18 protein-coding genes are annotated in these 19667 nt (G+C 68.8%); 14 read left to right on the top strand and 4 right to left on the bottom strand.

The features are described from left to right. Positions 1-50 precede the first annotated feature (50 nt). Together ACP26O_RS18430 and ACP26O_RS18425 are read right to left on the bottom strand one after the other, a co-directional pair. Positions 51-1091: a LysR family transcriptional regulator gene (locus ACP26O_RS18430; protein ID WP_175663537.1), complete on the bottom strand. Its 1041-nt coding sequence runs from the start codon at positions 1089-1091 to the stop codon at positions 51-53. A 201-nt stretch (positions 1092-1292) separates the two neighbouring features. After that, a complete protein-coding gene (locus tag ACP26O_RS18425; RefSeq protein ID WP_175663538.1) occupies positions 1293-2084 on the bottom strand; it encodes an SDR family NAD(P)-dependent oxidoreductase in 792 nt (263 codons plus the stop codon). Between the two features lie 432 nt (positions 2085-2516). Between ACP26O_RS18425 and ypfJ the strand changes: the two genes are divergently transcribed. The 12 genes from ypfJ to ACP26O_RS18365 all read left to right on the top strand — a co-directional run bounded on the left by ypfJ (position 2517) and on the right by ACP26O_RS18365 (position 16256). Then, positions 2517-3392 (top strand): KPN_02809 family neutral zinc metallopeptidase, encoded by an 876-nt coding sequence (gene ypfJ, locus ACP26O_RS18420; RefSeq protein WP_126225681.1) that lies wholly within the window; start codon positions 2517-2519, stop codon positions 3390-3392. Positions 3393-3549: 157 nt separating this feature from the next. Continuing rightward, complete coding sequence (locus tag ACP26O_RS18415; protein WP_175663539.1) at positions 3550-4281, top strand: helix-turn-helix transcriptional regulator; 732 nt, start codon at positions 3550-3552, stop codon at positions 4279-4281. Positions 4282-4332: 51 nt separating this feature from the next. Continuing rightward, positions 4333-4995 carry a hypothetical protein gene (locus ACP26O_RS18410; protein WP_175654519.1) on the top strand — a complete coding sequence of 221 codons (663 nt, stop codon included), beginning with the start codon at positions 4333-4335 and terminating at the stop codon, positions 4993-4995. A 420-nt stretch (positions 4996-5415) separates the two neighbouring features. After that, positions 5416-6918 (top strand): aldehyde dehydrogenase family protein, encoded by a 1503-nt coding sequence (locus ACP26O_RS18405; protein ID WP_175663540.1) that lies wholly within the window; start codon positions 5416-5418, stop codon positions 6916-6918. 72 nt (positions 6919-6990) lie between these two features. Beyond that, complete coding sequence (locus tag ACP26O_RS18400) at positions 6991-8331, top strand: aspartate aminotransferase family protein (RefSeq protein WP_011659154.1); 1341 nt, start codon at positions 6991-6993, stop codon at positions 8329-8331. A gap of 273 nt (positions 8332-8604) precedes the next feature. Further along, positions 8605-10107 carry an APC family permease gene (locus ACP26O_RS18395; RefSeq protein ID WP_175663541.1) on the top strand — a complete coding sequence of 501 codons (1503 nt, stop codon included), beginning with the start codon at positions 8605-8607 and terminating at the stop codon, positions 10105-10107. Next, positions 10104-10694 carry a DUF3156 family protein gene (locus tag ACP26O_RS18390; RefSeq protein ID WP_175663542.1) on the top strand — a complete coding sequence of 197 codons (591 nt, stop codon included), beginning with the start codon at positions 10104-10106 and terminating at the stop codon, positions 10692-10694. Before ACP26O_RS18395 ends, ACP26O_RS18390 begins: the two co-directional genes overlap by 4 nt. Positions 10695-10754: 60 nt before the next feature. Next, positions 10755-11693 (top strand): helix-turn-helix domain-containing protein, encoded by a 939-nt coding sequence (locus ACP26O_RS18385; protein ID WP_175654523.1) that lies wholly within the window; start codon positions 10755-10757, stop codon positions 11691-11693. A 171-nt stretch (positions 11694-11864) separates the two neighbouring features. Continuing rightward, on the top strand, positions 11865-13073 hold the full coding sequence (locus ACP26O_RS18380; protein ID WP_105786732.1) for a porin: 1209 nt from the start codon (positions 11865-11867) through the stop codon (positions 13071-13073). Positions 13074-13256: 183 nt separating this feature from the next. Then, positions 13257-14495: an ABC transporter substrate-binding protein gene (locus ACP26O_RS18375; protein ID WP_175663543.1), complete on the top strand. Its 1239-nt coding sequence runs from the start codon at positions 13257-13259 to the stop codon at positions 14493-14495. Positions 14496-14529: 34 nt separating this feature from the next. After that, the gene (locus ACP26O_RS18370; RefSeq protein ID WP_175663544.1) at positions 14530-15399 is read left to right on the top strand and encodes a carbohydrate ABC transporter permease; all 870 of its coding nucleotides are present in this window, start codon (positions 14530-14532) and stop codon (positions 15397-15399) included. Then, positions 15396-16256 (top strand): carbohydrate ABC transporter permease, encoded by an 861-nt coding sequence (locus tag ACP26O_RS18365; RefSeq protein WP_175663545.1) that lies wholly within the window; start codon positions 15396-15398, stop codon positions 16254-16256. The genes ACP26O_RS18370 and ACP26O_RS18365 overlap by 4 nt, the downstream gene beginning before the upstream one ends. Positions 16257-16265: 9 nt before the next feature. On the opposite strand, the gene ACP26O_RS18360 is transcribed toward ACP26O_RS18365, so the two are convergent. Continuing rightward, a complete protein-coding gene (locus ACP26O_RS18360; RefSeq protein ID WP_175663546.1) occupies positions 16266-17288 on the bottom strand; it encodes a LacI family DNA-binding transcriptional regulator in 1023 nt (340 codons plus the stop codon). A gap of 6 nt (positions 17289-17294) precedes the next feature. On the opposite strand from ACP26O_RS18360, the gene ACP26O_RS18355 reads away from it, so the two are divergent. Both ACP26O_RS18355 and ACP26O_RS18350 read left to right on the top strand, forming a co-directional pair. After that, positions 17295-18215: a phosphatidylinositol-specific phospholipase C gene (locus ACP26O_RS18355; RefSeq protein WP_175663547.1), complete on the top strand. Its 921-nt coding sequence runs from the start codon at positions 17295-17297 to the stop codon at positions 18213-18215. Positions 18216-18484: 269 nt separating this feature from the next. Continuing rightward, on the top strand, positions 18485-18913 hold the full coding sequence (locus tag ACP26O_RS18350; protein WP_011659144.1) for a hypothetical protein: 429 nt from the start codon (positions 18485-18487) through the stop codon (positions 18911-18913). A 90-nt stretch (positions 18914-19003) separates the two neighbouring features. Here the strand turns inward: ACP26O_RS18350 and ACP26O_RS18345 are convergent, their stop codons facing one another. Next, positions 19004-19615, bottom strand: coding sequence for a LysE family translocator (locus ACP26O_RS18345; RefSeq protein WP_175663548.1), 612 nt, complete (start codon positions 19613-19615; stop codon positions 19004-19006). Positions 19616-19667 lie beyond the last annotated feature (52 nt).

Raw genomic sequence — 19667 nt, 5'->3', positions numbered from 1 at the left:
CGGGCCGCGCCCGTCCAACAAGAAAACAAATTCGCGGTGAACAGGTTTTCTTATGAGCGGCGCGGACGGCGTTTCGCCGCAGCGGCGGGCGGCGCGGATTTCGGCGTGCGTTTTGCCGCCGCGGTTCCGGTCTTTGTCGCCGGCCGGGCAGCGGTCTTGGCGACGGAATCGGCCTCGGCCTTTGCCGATGCGGCCGGCTTCGCATGACTCGCGGCGGCCGGTATCGCGCGCGCGACTTCGCTCGCCAGCTCCGCGATGCGCGCGGCGACCGGTAGGCCTTGCGTGCGATACGACGCGACGATCGGCAGCGCGGGGAATTCGGGTTCCACGTCGAGCAGTTCGAGTGCGCCTTCCTGCAGTTCGCGCCCGATGATCGCGGGCGGCAGCGCGGCCACGCCGAAACCGTCGGCGACGAGCCGGATCATCGCGGCGACCGACGTGATGCAGTTGATGCTGGCCGGCCGCTCGACGGCGGCGAACAGCCGCTCGATTGTCGCGTGCGGCCCCGAGTGGCGCGAGAAGCTGATGATCGGGTACGCGGCGAGCCGCGCGACGTCGAGCCGTTCGCCGCCGAGCCCGAGGCGCGGGCTCGCCGCCCAGCGCACCGGGAATTCGCACAGCGGCAGGTTCGTGAAGTCGGGGCCGGGCACCGGGTCGGTCTGCAGGATCAGGTCGACGCCGTCGGTGCTGAGCAGGCGGATCAGGTGCAGCGTCGTGTCGCTCGTGATCTCGACGTCGAGGCGCGGATAGCGCTCGCGCAATTGCGCCATCAGCGCCGGAAACCAGCTGTGCACGATCGACTCGATCACGCCGATCCGGATCAGGCCCGCGTCGCTCGCCGCGTCGATGTCGCGCCGCATCTCGCCGTCGAGCCGCACGATCCGCTCCGCGTACGCGAGCATGCGCCGGCCTGCGGGCGTGAGCGTGGCCGAGCGCGTGTTGCGGTCGAACAGCCGCACGTCGAACGCCTCTTCGAGCGACGCGATGCGGCTCGACACGGCCGCCTGCGTCGTGTGCAGTTTCTCGGCCGTGAGCCGGAAGTTCTCCAGCTTCGCGAGCCAGACGAAGGTTTCAAGAAACCGGATGTTCATCGAATTCCGAGCGGTGAGGCGGTGCCGCACGAAGGCGGCGGGATCGGTCGATGTTAGCGGATTTCCGGGGCGGGAAACGAGCGGGGCACGTGCGGGGCGTGTGCAGGGCCGGGCGCGGCCGACGCAGTGCCGGACCACATGTGCGGCACGTCGCGCGCTCGCACTCGAGCACGCATCGTGCGGACGCTTCGCCGCCTGGCGTCAAAGCTTGTCGAACGCGAGCGTCGGCACATCGACGACCATCGCGCCGCCGTCGGCGACGAGCGTCGCGCCCGTTACGAACGACGCGTCGGGCGACGCGAGGAATGCGCACACGGCCGCGATTTCGTCCGCGTCGGCCGCGCGCCGCAGCGGCACGTCGGCGCTCACGCGCGCATACGCGCCGTCGAGCGTGTCGCCATGCGCGGACATCAGCGGCGCCATTTCCGCATCGGCCATCGGCGTGCGGACCCAGCCCGGGCACACCGCGTTCGCACGCACGCCGTGCGGCCCGTAGTCGCGTGCGAGCGAACGCGCGAGCCCGAGCAGCGCATGCTTGCCGACCGTATAGCCGCACACGCCCGGCCCGGCCGCGAGCGCGGCGATCGACGCGACCAGCACGATACTGCCGCGCCGCGCGATCAGGTCAGGCAGGCACGCGCGTGCGCTGACGAATGCGGTGTCGAGATTCGCGTGCATCGCGTCGCGCCATTGCGCGTCGTCGGTTTCGTCAGCACGGCCGAGGCCGTGGCCGCCCGCGCACGCGACGAGCGCGTCGACGGGGCCGAACCGTCCGGCGATCTCCGGCAGGAAGCGGGCCCAGTCGGCCGTGCTCGCGGCGTCGCCGGCGAGGGCGAGCCCGCCCGTCTCGGCGGCGAGCGCGTCGAGCGGTGGCCGGCGTCGTCCGATCAACACGACGCGCTCGCCGCGGGCGGCGAAGCGGCGCGCGCACGCGGCGCCGATGCCGGTGCCTGCACCGGTGATCGCGATCGTTCGGGGTTGCGGGTGCGTCATGTCGTTCTCCGGAAGGGTGTCGTTTCCGGTCACTTTAAGTGGCGTCGACGCACGCCGGTATCCGCCGAAAGGATGAACATCTATCGGCCGGACGGCCGGGGGGTGCGGCACCAGGCCAGCCGGCAGGATCCCGGCCATTTTGCAATGGCTGACGATCGTCGGCGCCGAATCGCTCTATCCTCCGTATTTTTGCGATAAGTCGCAAAAGCCCGGCAAAATAGTACGGGCGTAGCGCGGGCGAGCCCGCGCACCGGCGCGGCGCGCCGGCCGATTCCGTCGTACAAGCGGAAGGGCACGCGGCGATATCGGCGCGAGCGTGCGCCAGATACGAATACGGATCCACCGCGTCCGCCGATCGCGCGTGGCGCGACGGCGGATCGCCCGGTTGCGCATCGCGGCCGGATCATCGACAAGAGCAGGGAGGAGCCGGCAATGAGGCTGGACGACGAAACAGAAAGCGCGAACGTCGAGGATCGACGCGGTGGCGGCGGGTTTGGCGGCCGCGCGACGATCGGCATCGGCACGATCGTGGTGGCGCTGGCCGCATCGTATTTCTTCGGGATCGACCCGCGCGTCGTGCTCGAAGGCGCGTCGGCGCTGCAGGGCCGCCAGCAGCAGGCGCAACCCGCGCCCACGCAGCACCAGGGCGCGCCGGCGAACGATCCCGGCGCGGTGTTCACGCGCAAGGTGCTCGGCAATATCGAGCGCACATGGACGGGCGTGTTCAACACCCAGTTGCATGCGCAGTACGAGGCGCCGAAGCTCGTGATGTTCACGAACTCGACGCCGACCGCATGCGGCACCGGCCAGACCGCGATGGGGCCGTTCTACTGTCCGGCCGACCACAAGGTGTATATCGATCTCGGTTTCTATGACGAATTGCGCAAGCGGTTCGGCGCGGGCGGCGATTTCGCGCAGGCCTACGTGATCGCGCACGAAGTCGGCCATCACGTGCAGAACCTGCTCGGCATTTCCGACAAGGTCGATGCCGCGCGCCGCCGTTCGAGCCAGGCGCGCTCGAACGCGTTGTCGGTGCGGATGGAACTGCAGGCCGACTGCTTCGCCGGCGTATGGGCGAACAACGCGGAGCGCGCGAACCAGCGGCTGATGGAACCCGGCGATTTCGAGGAGGGGCTGAAGGCGGCGGCCGCGATCGGCGACGATCGGCTGCAGCAGCAAGGCCAGGGCTACGTCGTGCCGGAAAGCTTCACGCATGGCACGAGCGAACAGCGGATGTACTGGCTGCGGCGCGGGATGGAAGCCGGTGAAGTGAGCGCCTGCGACACGTTCGCCGCGAACGCGCACTGAAAGTCGGCGCGCGCCCCGTCGCGCGAGCGCATCGTCCCGGTCGAATCGGCTGAACCAGCCGAACCGGGACGATTTGCCGATTTGTGCTCACCGGCGCTTTTCGGCGCCGGTAGGCTGGCCCGAACTTCGACGCGTTCGGCCGCCGGCCGCTCCCATCATGCCGACCCCATCCGTTTCCGCCGACCACGAAGCCGCCGACTGGCAGCGCGCGCTGCATGCGTGCGTCGCTGCGTTCGATGCATTCGCGAGCCCGTCCGCGATCGTGTTCTACCGGCTCGACCTGAGCGGCGAGCCGGCCGATTTCGAGCTATTCGGGATGCCGGAGTCGATGCATCGCACGTACCTCGCGCGCTACCGGATGCTCGATCCGCTGCATCCGTCGCGCTGCGCGGCGGGCGTTCGCGCGGTCGTGACGCTCGCTTCCCAATTGCCTGACGAAAGACGTGCCGCGTCCGCGTACTGGATGCGTTTCCTGCGGCGGCACGATGTCGCCGACGTCGTCGAGATCTGGCTGCGCGACGACGCGGGCCGCACCGTCGGCGCGTTTTCGCTGCTGCGCTTCGGGAAAGGCGACGCGGAAGGCAACAGCACGGCGGGCCGGTTCGCGCCGGGCGAGGTCGACGCGCTGGCGCGGCTGCAGCCCGTCGCCGAAGCGGCGCTCGCTCCGCTGCTGCGTGCGCGGCGCGGGATCCACCGCATCGACTGCGGGGAGCGGCTGACCTACCGCGAAGAGCAGATCGCACGCCTCGTGCGCGACGGCCGCTCGAACAAGGAGATTGCACGCGATCTCGCTCTCGGGCAGCCGACCATCAAGACGCATCTGATGCGCATGTACCGGAAGCTCGGCGTGTCGAACCGCACGGAACTGGTCGGGACGCTGTTTCTGTAATCCGGCACATAATTGCGATCCGGGCCTCGAACCTTTCGCGATCGCCGATTCATGAACATCAAACCGCTGCTGGCCGTGCTGCTTGTCTTGTTGGGTTCCTCCACGGCCTTCGCGCAGGACGGTGGCAGTGACGCCTGTCTCGTGCTGCAACCGACCCGGATGCTGGCCGACGACATCGGCGAGGCCGGTGCCGATCTCGGCGACGGGTGGCTCGGCTTGGCGCCGGACGGCAACCACTGGACGCTCGCGCCGGCACGCATTCGGTTCGAACCGGCGCAACCGGACGGCACAGTCGTCGAAATCACGCCCGACGTGAAAAAAGCCGTTGCGCTGTTGCATTGCAAAATGCTCAGGCAGGGCGGGGTCGACGCGGCGAATCTGACGTTCTCGAACGGCGGGAGGACGGTCGAGCCCGGCGTCGAACCGCTGCGGTTCGCGTTTCACGACCGCCGGTACGCGTTGCGTTACACCACATCCGGTGTGGTGATTGTCGAAGGCGATGGCAAGCGATCGGCCCTGCATGACTTCGGCGGCAGCACGCCGCCGTTCCGCGCGACGCTGATATGGGCGGGCGACCTCGATCGCGACGGCCGGCCCGATTTCCTGATGGAATTTGGAAGCGAGATCGGCACGAACTTCTGCCTGTTCACATCGGGCAATGCCAAGGAAAACGAAATGGTCGGGCCGGGGAACTGCATGGACGTCAGTGGCTGATCGGCAAGACGAACCTGCCGCGCATCTATCGCAAGCTTGACTTGTCGAACCGCACCGAATCAGAACCGCAAGAAGCGGGACCTACGACTCGCTGTACTTCCTGATCCCGCTTGCGCTCGGCGTTTATTGGCTGGGGCTACCAGGCGTACGACTTCCTTGCGTCGATGGCGCCGGTTTCAGAAACTGACGATTCAATGGCCGGACTTTGGTCCGGCGCCAAAACAGGCAGCGGCCTGCACCAATTACGGACCGGCTTTCTGCCTCGCGCCGTCAGACCTTCCGCGGTTCGAACCCGCCGCTTGCCCCCAACGCGCTGCCAATTTGCGCTCACCGGGCGCGATCCCCCGTCGATACAGTGGTTCGACGCCCGCATGCCCGCGCGCACGCGGCACAGCCACGATAAACATCGAGAAGACGCCCATGAGCACCACGAACTTCGTTGCCGTCAGCGACACCGTGCGCACCTTCATCGCACGCGACTTCGGCCTTTTCATCGACGGCGCGATGCAGCCCGCGCACTCGGCCGCGCGGCTCGACGTGCACGACCCGGCCACCGGCGAGCGGCTCGCGACGGTGGCGGATGCCGACGCGCACGACGTCGATCGCGCGGTCGCGAGCGCGAAACACGCGTTCGACACCCGCATATGGAGCGGGCTGCGGCCGGCCGACCGCGAACGCATCCTGCTGAAGCTCGCCGACCTGATCGAAGCCGACGCCGAAACCCTCGCGCAGCTCGAAACGCTGAACCAGGGCAAGTCGATCCACGTGTCGCGCGCGATCGAGGTCGGCGCGAGCGTCGAATACGTGCGCTACATGGCCGGCTGGGCGACCAAGATCACCGGCCAGACGCTCGACGTGTCGATCCCGTTCCCGCCCGGCGCGCGCTATACGGCCTATACGCGCAAGGAGCCCGTCGGCGTGGTCGCCGCGATCGTGCCGTGGAATTTCCCGCTGATGATCGCGGTGTGGAAGCTGATTCCGGCGCTCGCCGCCGGCTGCACGATCGTGCTGAAGCCGTCGCCGGAAACGCCGCTCACCGCGCTGCGCCTCGCCGAACTCGCCCGCGAGGCCGGCGTGCCGCCCGGCGCGTTCAACGTCGTCACCGGCGGGCGCACCTGCGGCGCCGCGCTGTCGAGCCACCCGTGGATCGCGAAGATCTCGTTCACCGGCTCGACCGCGACCGGCAAGCTGGTCGGCGCGGCGGCCGTGCAGAACATGACGCGCTTCTCGCTCGAACTCGGCGGCAAGAATCCGATCGTGATGCTCGACGACGTGGACGTCGCGCAGGCGCTCGACGGCGTCGCCGCCGGCGCGTTCTTCAACCAGGGGCAGGTGTGCGCGGCCGCATCACGCATCTACGTGCATCGCAGCAAGTTCGCACAGCTCGCGGACGGCCTCGCGGGCGTCGCGCAGTCGATGAAGCTCGGCGCGGGCCTCGACACGACCGCGCAGATCAACCCGCTGGTCTCCGCGCACCATCGCGACAAGGTCGTCGAGCACATCGAAGGCGCGCGCCGCGCGGGCCTCACGTTCCTCGCGGGCGGCACGCCGGCCGACGATCTGCCCGGCTACTACGTGAAGCCGGCCGTGATCGCCGATCCGCATCTGGACAGCGCGATCGTGCGCGACGAGGTGTTCGGCCCGGTGATCGTCGTCGTGCCGTTCGACGACGCGGCCGACGCGGTGCGGCTCGCGAATGCGTCGCCGTACGGCCTCGCCGCGAGCATCTGGAGCAACGACCTGAAGCGCGTGATGAACCTCGTGCCGCAGATCGAGGCCGGCACCGTGTGGGTGAACTGTCACATCCCGCTCGATCCGTCGATGCCGTTCGGCGGCTACAAGCAGTCGGGCATCGGCCGCGAGTTCGGGCAATACGCGATCGAAGGCTTCACCGAAACCAAATCCGTCTGCATCGCGCACTGACGCGCGGCGCCAACGCCGACAACCTCGAACCCGAGCGATCGAGGTTCAACCGATCCGAAAGTGGAGATTGCAATGAGCTACAACGAAGCGAAGTTCTGGCACCCGATGCTGCACCCGAACGAAATGAAACAGCGCAAGCCGATCCGCATCGTGCGCGGCGACGGCTGCTACGTGTTCGACGAAGAGGGGCGCAAGCTTGTCGACGGCGTCGCGGGCCTGTGGAACGTGAACGTCGGGCACAACCGCCAGGAAGTGAAGGACGCGATCGTGCGTCAGCTCGACGAACTCGAATACTTCCAGCTGTTCGACGGCATCTCGCATCCGCGCGCGGAAGAGCTGTCGAAGAAGCTGATCGACATGCTCGAGCCGGAAGGGATGCGCCGCGTGCTGTACAGCTCGGGCGGCTCCGACTCGATCGAGACCGCGTTGAAGATCGCGCGCCAGTACTGGAAGGTGCGCGGCCAGGCCGACCGTACGAAGTTCATCTCGCTGAAGCAGGGCTATCACGGCACGCACTTCGGCGGCGCGTCGGTGAACGGCAATACGGTGTTTCGCCGCAACTACGAACCGAACCTGCCCGGCTGCTTCCACGTCGAGACGCCGTGGCTGTACCGCAACCCGTTCACGCAGGATCCGGAGGAACTCGGCCGGATCTGCGCGGAAATGCTGGAGCGCGAGATCCAGTTCCAGAGCCCCGACACGGTTGCCGCGTTCATCGCCGAACCGGTGCAGGGCGCGGGCGGCGTGATCGTGCCGCCGGCGAACTACTGGCCGCTCGTGCGCGAGGTGTGCGACCGCTACGGCGTGCTGCTGATCGCCGACGAAGTCGTGACGGGCTTCGGCCGCAGCGGCAGCATGTTCGGCAGCCGCGGCTGGGGCGTGCGCCCTGACATCATGTGTCTCGCGAAGGGGATCTCGTCCGGTTACGTGCCGCTCGGCGCGACGGCCGTGAACGCGCGGATCGAGGACGCATTCGCCGCAAACGCGGACTTCGGCGGCGCGATCATGCACGGCTACACGTACGCCGGGCACCCGGTTGCATGCGCGGCCGCGATCGCGAGCCTCGACATCGTCGTGAAGGAAGATCTGCCGGCGAACGCGGCGAAGCAGGGCGCGTATCTGCTCGAAGCGCTGCGGTCGTTTCCGGAACGCTTCGCGGCGGTCGGCGAGGTGCGCGGCAAGGGGCTGATGCTCGCGCTCGATCTCGTCGCGAACAAGCAGACCCGCGAGCCGATCGACCCGCTGTCCGGCTATGCGAACGCGGTCGCCGAAGTGGCGCGCGAGCACGGCGTGCTGGTGCGTCCGGTCGGCACGAAGATCATCCTGTCGCCGCCGCTCGTGATCCAGCGCGAGCCGCTCGACCGGATCGTCGACGCGCTCGCGGCGGGCTTCGAGGGCGTGCCGTTCGCGTGAGGACGTAAGGGCCCTGTAAGGGCGTGATGTCGTGACCGCGTGAGCGCGCGACGACGAACCGGCGGTGGAGGGCGGGATAACCCGCTCCCCACCGCCGTTTTGCCGATTTGCGCTATGACCGAATTATTTTGCCTGCGTATTTTTTCGACATCGGATCGAGTTTGATCGACAGTGGCCCGGGGTCGAAGCGCTGACGCGCTGCCCCGGGCCGGCCGCGAAGCACGGAACGGGCGCCGCAGCGGCGGCGCCGGCCGAAACAGGAAGGAGACGACGATGTCGGGATGGTCTGGAGTGACGGGCGCCGCGGGCGAAACGCCCGCCGGTGCGTCGGCTGAAGCGGGCGGCGGCACGGTGCTGACGGCGGGCGCGGTCGGTTTTCCGACCGCGCTGGCGAGTGCCGTCGGCCTCATCATGGCGAGCCCGGTGATCCTCACCGCGACGTCGGGCTTCGGGATGGGCGGCTGGGCGTTCGCGGTCGCGATGATCATCGCGTTCGTGATGATGCAGGCGCAGGCGACGACGTTCTCCGAAGCCGCCGCGATGCTGCCGACGGCCGGCTCGGTTTACGATTACCTGTCGTGCGGGCTCGGCCGCTTCTGGGCGATCACCGGCACGATTTCCGCGTATTTCCTCGTCCACGTGTTCGCCGGCACGGCGGAGACGATCCTGAGCGGCATCATGGCGCTCGTGAACTTCGAGTCGCTGAACGCCGCGCTCGAGAAGCACAACAGTTCGTGGCTCGTCGGCGTCGGCCTGGTGGTCACGTTCGCGATCACCAACATCATCGGCATCAAGGTATTCAGCAAGCTCGAGATCGTGCTGACGGCCGGCATGTGGCTGTCGCTGATGATCTTCGGGATCCTCGGCCTCGCCGCGGCGCCCGCCGTGCATCTCGACGGCTGGTTCGGCGGCTCGGCAGTCGGCACGTCGGTGCCGGCCGTGCTGTCACTGGTGGGGATGGCGATGTTCATGTTCGTCGGCTGCGAGTTCGTCACGCCGCTCGCGCCGGAAATGAAGGCGCCGGGCCGCACGATTCCGCGCGCGATGGCGCTCGGCCTCGTCGGCGTCGCGATCTGCATGTTCCTGTACGGCGCGGCGATCCGCCGCCAGGTCGCGAACGTGCCGGTCAGCCCGGACGGACTGACGCACCTGCTCGACACGCCGGGCGCGATTCCCGCGTTCGCGCTGCAGGTGCTTGGGCCCTTCGGCCGCGTGTGGTTCGGCATCGCATTCCTGTGCGCGGGCGCCGCGACGATCAACACGCTGATGGCCGGGCTGCCGCGCATCCTGTACGGGATGGCGATCGACGGCGCGCTGCCGCGCTGCTTCGCGTATCTGCATCCGCGCTTCAAGACGCCGGTGGTCGGCATCGTCGCGGCGGCGATCGTGCCGATCGCGCACGCATGGCTGATCCACGGCAACCTCGACAGCATCCTGCACCTCGTGCTCGCCGCGACCTGCGCATGGGGCACCGCGTACCTGCTCGTCACCGCGTCGGTCGTGATGCTGCGCATCCGCCGTCCAGACCTGCCGCGCCCGTACCGTTCGCCGCTATTCCCGCTGCCGCAGATCGTGTCGAGCGTCGGCATCGTGCTCGCGATCTGGTACATCACGCCGCCGGGCATGAACGCGCGCGACATCTACGTGCCGTTCGGCGCGATGCTCGGGCTCACCGCGCTGTATGCGCTGTTCTGGACGGTCGTCGTGCAGCGCCGGCATCCGTTCAAGCCGGTGCCGGTCGAGGAAGTGCTGCACCGCGAGCACGTCGCGTCGTGAAGCTCGCCTTCGCCCGGTGGCGCACGGCGCCGGACACACCGCCGCCGGGCCACCGCCCCGGCGCGATCGCCGCGCGCGTGCTGGCCGACCTCGGCGCGGTGCGCGACGCGAACGGCGCCGCGGCCGACACCACGGCCCGGCTGCCCAACGGCGTGCGCGTGCGCGTCGACGAGCGCGTCGAGCGTCAGTTCCTGATGCATACGGTCAGCGTGCAGGTGACGGTCGCCGCGCACGGTCAGGCCGGGGAAGGCCGCGCACGCGTGCTCCAGACCGGCTGGCTGCGGCGCACCGGCGTCGCGGCCGAACCCGAGCCGGGATGCGACCCCGGATTCGCGCGCGCGGTGGCCGCAGTCGTCGCGCAGCCGTCGCTCGCCGACGCGCTGCGCCCGCTGCACCTGACCGACTGCACGATCGCCGCGCACGACGGACGCTGGACACTCGCCGTCGTGCCGTTCGGCGGCAGCGAAGTCGTGAACCGGATGCCTTCGTTTCGCCGCTATGTCCGTCTCACCGGCGAGCAGGCCGCCGCGCTGTCGGCAGCCTGTCTTGCATTCGAAGCCGCACTGCGCGGAATTTTGCGGGGGTAAGCTGTGCCGTTGCGAGCCGCGCGGCCGCAACGTGGATTCAGGGTTTTACCGGAGACGCCGATGCTGTTCCAGTCACGCTCACACGAAGACGTGCATGACCACGGGCTCGCGATCGCCGGTTGGCATCAGGTCTATCGCCAGATGACGCCGGGCCGGTTCAGGGGCACCGTCACGCAGGTGCTGTACGACGACTTTCATTTCTTCCGCGAGACGACCAACCGGCGTGTCGCGCAAACCGGCCTCGCGCCGGCCCGGCGCACGTCGCTCGCGGTGCCGTTGTCGGTGCCGCTCGCCGGCACGTTCCAGGGCCAGCCGATCGACGGCTATGCGCTGCTCGCGCTGCGCGCCGGCGAGGATTTCGAATTCCATACGCCGGAAGGGATGGGGTTGGTCGGGATCAGCGCCGCATCGGACATGATCGACGAGCTGTGCGAAGCCGAGTTCGGCGCGGCCGGCGCGCGCAAGCTGCGGCACGTCACGCGGCTGTCGGACGAGCAGGGCGTCGCGCTCGGCGCGCGGCTGTCGTCGCTGATCGACGACGCGCAGCGCAATCCCGGCTGCCTCGAATACGCGGCCACCCGCAAGATGTTCCGCGACGCGATGCTCGGCATGTTCCTCGATGCGCTCGACCAGGGCATCGGCGTCGAGCGTCGCGACATCACGCACGCCACCTACAGCGATATCGTCAGCCGTTGCGAGAAGCATCTGCGCGACCGGCCCGAGGAACCCGTGACCGTGCTCGAACTGTGCCGCGCGCTGCGCTGCAGCCGCCGTACGCTGCAGACGAGCTTCCAGCGCGTCGCCGACGTCACGCCCGTCGGCTATCTGCGCACGATCCGGCTGAACGCGGTGCGGCGCCTGCTGCGCACCACGTGCGCGCACCAGCTCGGCGTGGGCGAGGCCGCCGCGAGCTGGGGCTTCACGCATCTGGGTTATTTCGCGCGCGAGTATCGCGACCTGTTCGGCGAGCTGCCGTCGCAGACCTTGCGTCCCGAATGACGTCTTCGTGCCGCGACGGTGACGCCGCGCGCCCTCGTGGGATACCCGATCGCTTCACCGTTTGCTGATTTGGGATAGAGGTCCCGAATTTTCGCTGGATAGAGTCCTGTCACCCATATCGACAACTCCATCGATCTGCACTGCGAATCGATGACAACAGAGGGGCGGGACATGAAGATCGGACGACGACTGGCCGCGGCCGCGGCCACGCTGGGTTGCATGCATGCGCACGCGCAGACCTCCGGCAGCGTGACGCTGTACGGCACCGTGGACACCGGCATCATCTATTCGACGAACCAGCAGTTCACGCGGGCCGACGGCAGCACGGGCGGCGGCCATGCGTGGCAGATGGGCGGCGGCAACCTGGTGCCGTCCCGCTTCGGCTTCCAGGGCGCCGAACCGCTCGGCGGCGGGCTCGATGCGGTGTTTTCGCTCGAGCAGCAGTTCCTGTCCGCGAACGGGCAGGCGCTGCAGGGCGGCACCGCGTTTAGCCGGCAGGCATGGGTCGGGCTGCGCCAGGACGGGATCGGCACGCTCGGCCTCGGCCGGCAATACGACTCGTACACCGACATGCTCGGCGCCTATGTCTCCAGCAACAACTGGGCGACGCCGTACGGCTCGCATCTCGGCGACGTCGACAACCTGAATGCCGCGTTCAACTTCAACAACGCGGTGAAGTTCACCAGCGCGGACTTCCACGGCCTGACGGTCGGCGGCACGTTCAGCTTCGGCGGGCAGGCCGGCGACTTTTCCGCGAAGCGCGGCTATGCGGTCGCGGCGACCTACACCCGCGCGCCGATCGCGTTCTCGGTCGGCTATCTCGACCTGCACCAGCCGCTCGACGCGGCGCTCGGCGGCGCGAGCGGCTATATCGGCGACTTCGCGTGCAGCAACCCGGGCGCGATGTACTGCCTGTTGCAGGACGCCGGCTCGATGCGCGCATTCGGCGCGGGCGGCTCGGTGACGCTCGGCGCGGCGACGCTCGCGCTGACCTATACGCACACGCGCCTCGGCGACAGCCGCTATTTCTCGACCGACGCGCAGCCGCGCACGCAGGCGTTCACGTTCGACATCGGCGAGCTGAACGTCACGTACATGTTCACGCCGGCGCTGCAGGGCGGCGTCGCGTATATCTTCAACGCCGCGCACACCGACGGGCGCGGCACGACGCGCTTCCACCAGGTCAACGTCGGCACCAACTACAGCCTGTCGAAGCGCACCGCGCTGTACGCGGTGGCGATCGGCCAGATCGCGAGCGGCGCGGGGCTCGGCACCGACGCGAACGGCAACGCGGCGAACTACGCGCAAATCCCGGTGCTCGCGAACAGCAATTCGAGCCGCCAGCTCGCGGTGATGGCCGGGATCCGCGTGAACTTCTGACGGCGCGCGCCGGCCCCGGCGGGGCGGCGGGCCGCGCCGGGGGCCGATCCCGCCGCGTGCCACAAATTCTTAACGATCGACGTGAACAATGGCGTTCGCTTCAGGCCGCCCGAAGCGTCGCCCGCGTTGCACACGTGTGCAACGCGAGGCCGACCCGCCACCACGTCGATCGAGAGAGACCTCATGACCCTGTTGAGCCGCCTGCGCGCGCTGTCCGCCGCCGTTGCGCTGTCCTTTGCCGCCTCGCACGCCTTCGCGGCGGATCTCGTCATCGCGGGCCGCGACGACATCTACGGCAAGGGGCTGGCCGACGCCGTCGCCGGCTTCACCAAACTGCATCCGGGCACCGACATCGAGCTGCTCAAGCTGCCGAACGCGAACCTGTACCAGAAGCTGAAGCTGTCGATGCGCGAAGGCACCGGCACATACGACCTCGTGATGATGGACGACACGTGGGCGCCCGAATTCATCGGCAACGGCTGGCTGAAGCCGCTGCCGGCGTCGCTCGCCGATGCCGATCTCGTGCCGTCCGCGGTCGCGCTCGGCCGCAACGCGGCGGGCGCGCTGTACGCGCTGCCGATCGTCGGCAACGTCGAGATGTTCGCTTACCGGAAGGATCTGCTCGCGAAGTACAAGCTGCAGCCGCCGCGCAACTGGGACGACGTGCTGAAGATCGCGCAGACCGTCGGCGGTGCGGACAAGAGCGTGTCGGGCGTCGTGTTCCGCGGCACGAAGGGCAACCCGGTCGTGACGGGTTTCCTGCCGATCCTGTGGGCCTACGGCGGCGACGTGTTCGACCGTGCCGGCAACGTAACGATCGATTCGCGCGAGGCGCAGGCCGCGCTGAAGACCTTCCTCGCGCTGAAGGCGTCCGCGCCGAAGGACGTCGACGTGTACGGCGCCGCCGAAGTGCGCGACGCGCTGCAGCGCGGCACCGCCGCGCAGTCGATCGAAGTGTGGCCGGCGTGGATTCCGGCGCTCGACGATCCGAAGCAGTCGCGCGTGGTCGGGCAGATCGCGCTGCAGCCGCCGCCCGGGCAGACGGCGGGCCCCGCACCGATGCTCGGCATCTGGCAGATGGGCATTCCGAAGGATGCGCCGCACGCGAAGCTCGCGCAGGAATTCCTGAGCTACCTGAGCTCGCGCGACACGCAGGCGCGCCTCGCCGGAATCGGCATTCCGCCGACGCGCCGCAGCGTGTTCGCCGATCCTGCGCTGGTGCGCCAATACCGCTGGTATCCCGATCAGCTGAAGGCGCTCGAGGCCGGCCGTGCGCGGCCGCGCGTGAAGGACTGGCAGCAGGTCGAGAGCATTCTCGGCGACCTGCTGCAGCTCGCGCTGACCGGGCAGGCCGCACCCGACGCCGCGCTGCGTCAGGCGCAGCAGAAGATCGCGCAGGCGATGGCCGCGGCCGGCAAGTGACGGCCCGCCGTCGCGCATCGCCCGGAATCCGCGCATGAAAGCCCTCGGCCGCAGCCTGCCGTTCGTCGCGCTGCTCGGGCCCGCGCTGCTGGTGCTGGCCGCGCTCGCGCTGTACCCGGTCGCGCAGGTGCTGGTCGATTCGTTCTGCCGGGTCGACTATGCGGCCGGCCGACGCACGTTCGCCGGGCTCGCGAACTATCGCGCGGTGCTTGGCGACGATGCGTTCACAGCCGGCTTCGGCAACACGCTGCGCTTCACGATCGTGGCCTCGCTCGCCGAAGTCGCGCTCGGCTTCGGCCTCGCGCTGCTGTTCGTGCGCGCGTTTCCGGGGCGGCGCATCGCGCTGCCGCTCGCGATCCTGCCGATGATGCTGTCCACGCTCGTGTGCTCGGCGATCTGGCGCAACTGGCTCAACTTCGACGGCTTCCTGAACGCGCTGCTCGCCGCGTTCGGCGTCGAGGGCGTGCGCTGGCTGTCCGATCCGCATCTTGCGTTGTGGTCGCTCGCGCTCGTCGACGTATGGCAGTGGACGCCGATGGCGTTCCTGATCGTGCTGGCGGGGCTGCAATCGATCCCGCAGGAACTGTACGAAGCCGCTCGCACCGACGGCGCGAGCGAATGGCAGTGCCTGCGCGACATCACGCTGCCGCTTGCAGCGCCGCAGATCGGCCTCGCGCTGCTGCTGCGCTCGATCGACACGTTCAAGCTGTTCGACAAGGTCTATGCGCTGACGGGCGGCGGCCCCGGCAACGCAACGCAGACGCTGTCGACCTACATCTACGACACGGGCTTTCGCTTCTTCAACGTCGGGCCGGCGAGTGCCGCGTCGGTGCTGATGCTTGCGGCGTCCGCGCTGCTCGTTTCGGGGTACGTATGGCAAACGGTTCGCAAGCGGCGCGCATGACGGCGTGCTCCGCAGGCATCGCGCACGCGCGAGCGGGCGCCGCATTCGGTCGCGCGGCGCCATGGGGGCTGCGCTTCGTCGCGCTCGCGCTGTTGCTGTTGCCGTGCCTGTGGATGGCCGGCGCGGCGTTCATGCCGACGCTCGAACGCCTCGATCATCCGCTGCGGATCTGGCCGGCCGCGCCGATGCTCGATCATTTCGTGTCGGTGTGGTCGAACGGCATCGGCGCGCCGCTCGCCAATTCGCTGCTGGTCGGGTTCGGCACGACGCTGCTCGCGCTGACGCTCGCGTTTCCGGCCGCGTATGCACTCGTGCGGCTGCGGTTTCCGGCGCGGCTCGACCTGCTGTTCCTGATGCTCGTGCTGGCACTGAAGCTGATGCCGCCGATCACGATCGCCGTACCGCTGTTCGCGCTCGCGAAGCGGCTGCATCTGCTCGACTCGACGCTCGGGCTGATGCTCGCTTACCAGATCTACGCGCTGCCGATGGCGATCTGGATGCTGCTCGCGTTCGTGCGCGACGTGCCGGTCGAATACGAGGAAGCCGCGTGCATCGACGGCGCGGGCCTCGCGCGGCGGCTCGTGCAGATCGTGCTGCCGCTGTGCGCGCCGGGGCTGATCGCGACCGCGATCTTCGTGTTCATCGCCGCGTGGAACGAATTCCTGATCGCGCTGCTGTTCGTGTCGACGCCGAGCCGCTTCACGCTGCCGCTCGCGATTGCCGGTTACGTGACGGAGAACGGCATCGACTGGGGCGACCTGATGAGCGCGGGGCTGCTGGCGTCGCTGCCGACGCTCGCCGTGGCCGGCTACGTGCAGCGCTATCTGCTGCGCGGCTTCGCCGGCGGGCTGAAGTGACCCGGCGCGTTACGCGCAGCTATGCCGGACCACGTGCGTAACCGGGACGACACACGTGCGCGACACACCGTCGAACGTCTGGATCCGGTCGGCGAGCAGGTCGACGGCCGCGTGCGCGAGGCCTTGCGTATCCTGGCGCAATGTCGTGAGCCGATAGGCGTCGTATGCGGCGGCGGGGATGTCGTCGAAGCCGATCACGCGCAGGTCGTCGGGCACGCGCAGGCCGAATGCGTCGCGTGCGGCGTCGACCACGCCGAGCGCGAGCAGGTCGGACGAGCAGAACACGCCGTCCGGGCGCTCGCCGGATGCGAACAGTTGCCGTGCGGCATCGATGCCGCACGCATGCGTGTCGGAGTGCGTATCGATCATGCGGACGAGCGCCGCATCGAATGCGTCACCGCGTTGCAGCCCCTGCGCGAACGCATCCGCGCGCGAGCGCGCGCTGTAGCTCGTGGTACGCGGCCCGACGAACGCGAGCCGGCGCGCGCCGGCCCGCACGAGCCGTTGCGCGGCGTGGGCGGCCCCCGCCGCGTTGTCGCTGACGACGACATCCGCGCCCGGCAGGTTCGCTTCGCGATTGATCATCACGACGGGAATCCGGTGGTCGAGATACTGCCGCGCGACCGACAATGGCGGCGACGCGGACGTCATCACGAGGCCCGCGATCCGGTAGCTGAGCAAACGTTCGAGCGATTGGCGGACCTGATGCGGGTCGTCGGCGTTGGTCACGAGCGGCGTGAACGCGCGCTGGCCGAGCGCCGCCATCAGGTCCGACAGCAGCCGCGCACGGAACGGATTCTCGAACCCGGCCGTCACGACGCCGATCATGCTGCTGCGCTGCGTGATCATGTCGCGCGCGATCAGGTTGACCTGGTAGCCGAGCGCGCGCGCGGCCACCATCACGCGTTCGCGCGTTTCGGGCGCGATGCTTGCCGTCGGCGAGAACGCGCGCGATACCGCCGAGCGCGACACGCCGGCCCGCACGGCGACATCCGACGCCGTCACCCACGTTTTTCTTTCCTTGTCAGTCATCGATTCATGATCCCTTCGCGACTCGAAGCCCCCACGCCGCTGGCCGACTGGATGTCGGCGCTCGACGACGCGCGGCCGCTGCCTACGCTGACCCTACCGGGCAGCCATGACACCTGTGCGTATACCGTCGACGATCCGCTCGTGCGCACGCAGCGTGCGCCGCTCGACGCGCAGCTTGCGCACGGCGTGCGCCTGCTCGACATCCGGTGCCGGCATCGGTGCGATACGTTCGACATTCATCACGGCGGGATCGCGCTCGGCATGTCGTTCGACGACGTGCTCGCGGATTGCACGCGCTTTCTCGATGCGCATCCGCGCGAATGCATCGTGATGTCGGTGAAGGACGAGTGGCCCGCGCACGCATGTACGCGCGGTTTCGAGGCGACGTTCGATGCGCATTGCGCGCGGCATCCGCGGCTGCGCTGGCATGCGGGCGGCACGCTGCCGACGCTCGGCGCCGTGCGCGGCGCGGTGGTGTTGTTGCGGCGGTTTCGCAGCCGCCGACCGCTCGGCATCGACCTGACCGCATGGCCCGACAACGCGACTTTCACGATCGATCATCCCGATTCGGCGTTCGTGATCCAGGATGAATACCGTGTGCCCGTCGCCGGGTCGATCCACTACAAGTGGCGCGTGATCGACGCGCTGCTGACCGGCATGCCGTCGCCGGAGAGCGGCCGCTGGGCGATCAATTTCTGCAGCGGTACGGGGATGGGCGCGAATCCCTCGGTGGTCGCGCGCGGCGATGGCAGGGTGCAGGGGATTCACGCGCGGCTCGCGGAGCGGTTGCGCGAGCTGCGTGGCCCGTGTGGCGCGGTGCTGCTCGATTTCTGCGACGACGATGATTGGGCGTTGGTGCGGGCGCTGGTGGCGTGCAACGATCACGCGCCCGCGTCGGGCGAGCGGTGCAGGTCGATGGGCTGCTAGTACCGACCGGCTCCCGTGAAGATCGGCCCGTTGCCGAATGTGTGACGCGCGGTCCATGTTGCGAACCGATGCCGACGGATAAGGTTGAACCGTCCGTGGGCGTGCGCGGTTCGATCGAGCCCGTCGGCGGATATCCGCATGTTTTTCAACTCGGCGGGGCGCGACGGGCACCGCGTGCCAGGCTCGCGCCGGCTCGGGAATGGCTTCGTGGAAAGCCGCGCCGGCGGCTACGCGAACCTTCCGCCACGCAGACTGCAAGGAGAGAGGTCATGGCAACGCTCGTCAACATCACGAAGGACACCCCGAATGCGGTGCAGATCTGGGGCTTTCACGACCCCTGCACCGTCAGGGACGTCGCAGCGGCACTCAATACCATCGCGGCCGGGCTGAGCGGCGATGGGCACACGATTCACATCATGTCGGGAACGCACGGCTATTGCGCGGGGCAGGTCGGCGCGGTCGCCACGCGAGATCAGCGATTCGCCGCGGAAGACCGGGCGCTGGCCTCGCCGAAGACGAAGGACAACAGGCCGGTCGCGGTTGCGGTGCACGACTTCAATACGGCCAAGCTGCCCGCGCCGGATTACGTGACCGCAGCGATGGCGAAGCTGAACGGTGACATGCGCGCGATCGTGCAGGGCGACGCGGGCACCGCGACGTTCCTGCTGGCCTATTGCTGCAGCGCCGGAACGCCGTAACGTGCTGTGGTGTGCGGCGGCGGCGGGCGTGGCGGCTCGCCGCCCGCCCGGCCCGTTCCGCGACGACGAAATGTCGTGCGAATGCGCCGCTCAACGCGTCGCGATCGCCACCGCCGCACCCGCCATCGCGGTCGCGCTCGTGCGGTTCGCGATCCGCTTCGCGCGTGCCGAAGTGAGAAACGTGCGCGCACGTGAAGCGAGCAGCGACCAGAAGCAGTCGGCGAGGATCAGGATCGCGAGCATCGTGCCGACGAGCTCGGCCCACGCGACGACCCCGACATGCGTGAGGTCGACGATCGTCGGCAGCAGTGCGAGATAGAACAGCATGATCTTCGGGTTGCCGAGCGTGACTAGCGTGCCCGCGACGAACATGCGCCACGGCGACTGGCCGCGCGGCAGGTCGTCGGCCTGCGTGTCGGTCGGCGCGGTCCACATCTTCCACGCGAGGAACAGCAGATACGCGACGCCGAGCAGCTTCAGCACGAGCAGGCCCGTCGCGAACGTGCGCGCGAACGCGGACAGCCCGGCGACGGCCAGCGTGAGCCACAGCGCCTCGCCGATCCACATCGCGGCGAGGAACGGCAGCACGTCGCGCACGCCGTTCGTCAGCACGCGCGCGACGAGCGCGGCGACGCTCGGGCCGGGCGTGCCGGCGGTGACGAGCAGGGCGATGGCGAACACGGCAAGCGCGGACAGCGTCATGACGAACCTCGTGGGCAGGGCGTTCGAAAGGTATGAAGTTTCGATTATAGTG

It is taken from the genome of Burkholderia sp. R-40 (assembly GCF_049942845.1).
Taxonomy (GTDB): Bacteria; Pseudomonadota; Gammaproteobacteria; order Burkholderiales; family Burkholderiaceae; genus Burkholderia; species Burkholderia ambifaria.
Note: the sequence above shows the minus strand (reverse complement) of the source record. Positions and strands in the feature narration are given on the sequence as shown.

What these genes read in the sequence shown, in the direction of transcription:
- ACP26O_RS18430 (WP_175663537.1), bottom strand. Translation starts at nt 1,091, where the DNA reads ATGAACATCCGGTTTCTTGAAACCTTCGTCTGGCTCGCGAAGCTGGAG.
- ACP26O_RS18425 (WP_175663538.1), bottom strand. Translation starts at nt 2,084, where the DNA reads ATGACGCACCCGCAACCCCGAACGATCGCGATCACCGGTGCAGGCACC.
- ypfJ (WP_126225681.1), top strand. Translation starts at nt 2,517, where the DNA reads ATGAGGCTGGACGACGAAACAGAAAGCGCGAACGTCGAGGATCGACGC.
- ACP26O_RS18415 (WP_175663539.1), top strand. Translation starts at nt 3,550, where the DNA reads ATGCCGACCCCATCCGTTTCCGCCGACCACGAAGCCGCCGACTGGCAG.
- ACP26O_RS18410 (WP_175654519.1), top strand. Translation starts at nt 4,333, where the DNA reads ATGAACATCAAACCGCTGCTGGCCGTGCTGCTTGTCTTGTTGGGTTCC.
- ACP26O_RS18405 (WP_175663540.1), top strand. Translation starts at nt 5,416, where the DNA reads ATGAGCACCACGAACTTCGTTGCCGTCAGCGACACCGTGCGCACCTTC.
- ACP26O_RS18400 (WP_011659154.1), top strand. Translation starts at nt 6,991, where the DNA reads ATGAGCTACAACGAAGCGAAGTTCTGGCACCCGATGCTGCACCCGAAC.
- ACP26O_RS18395 (WP_175663541.1), top strand. Translation starts at nt 8,605, where the DNA reads ATGTCGGGATGGTCTGGAGTGACGGGCGCCGCGGGCGAAACGCCCGCC.
- ACP26O_RS18385 (WP_175654523.1), top strand. Translation starts at nt 10,755, where the DNA reads ATGCTGTTCCAGTCACGCTCACACGAAGACGTGCATGACCACGGGCTC.
- ACP26O_RS18380 (WP_105786732.1), top strand. Translation starts at nt 11,865, where the DNA reads ATGAAGATCGGACGACGACTGGCCGCGGCCGCGGCCACGCTGGGTTGC.
- ACP26O_RS18375 (WP_175663543.1), top strand. Translation starts at nt 13,257, where the DNA reads ATGACCCTGTTGAGCCGCCTGCGCGCGCTGTCCGCCGCCGTTGCGCTG.
- ACP26O_RS18370 (WP_175663544.1), top strand. Translation starts at nt 14,530, where the DNA reads ATGAAAGCCCTCGGCCGCAGCCTGCCGTTCGTCGCGCTGCTCGGGCCC.
- ACP26O_RS18365 (WP_175663545.1), top strand. Translation starts at nt 15,396, where the DNA reads ATGACGGCGTGCTCCGCAGGCATCGCGCACGCGCGAGCGGGCGCCGCA.
- ACP26O_RS18360 (WP_175663546.1), bottom strand. Translation starts at nt 17,288, where the DNA reads ATGACTGACAAGGAAAGAAAAACGTGGGTGACGGCGTCGGATGTCGCC.
- ACP26O_RS18355 (WP_175663547.1), top strand. Translation starts at nt 17,295, where the DNA reads ATGATCCCTTCGCGACTCGAAGCCCCCACGCCGCTGGCCGACTGGATG.
- ACP26O_RS18350 (WP_011659144.1), top strand. Translation starts at nt 18,485, where the DNA reads ATGGCAACGCTCGTCAACATCACGAAGGACACCCCGAATGCGGTGCAG.
- ACP26O_RS18345 (WP_175663548.1), bottom strand. Translation starts at nt 19,615, where the DNA reads ATGACGCTGTCCGCGCTTGCCGTGTTCGCCATCGCCCTGCTCGTCACC.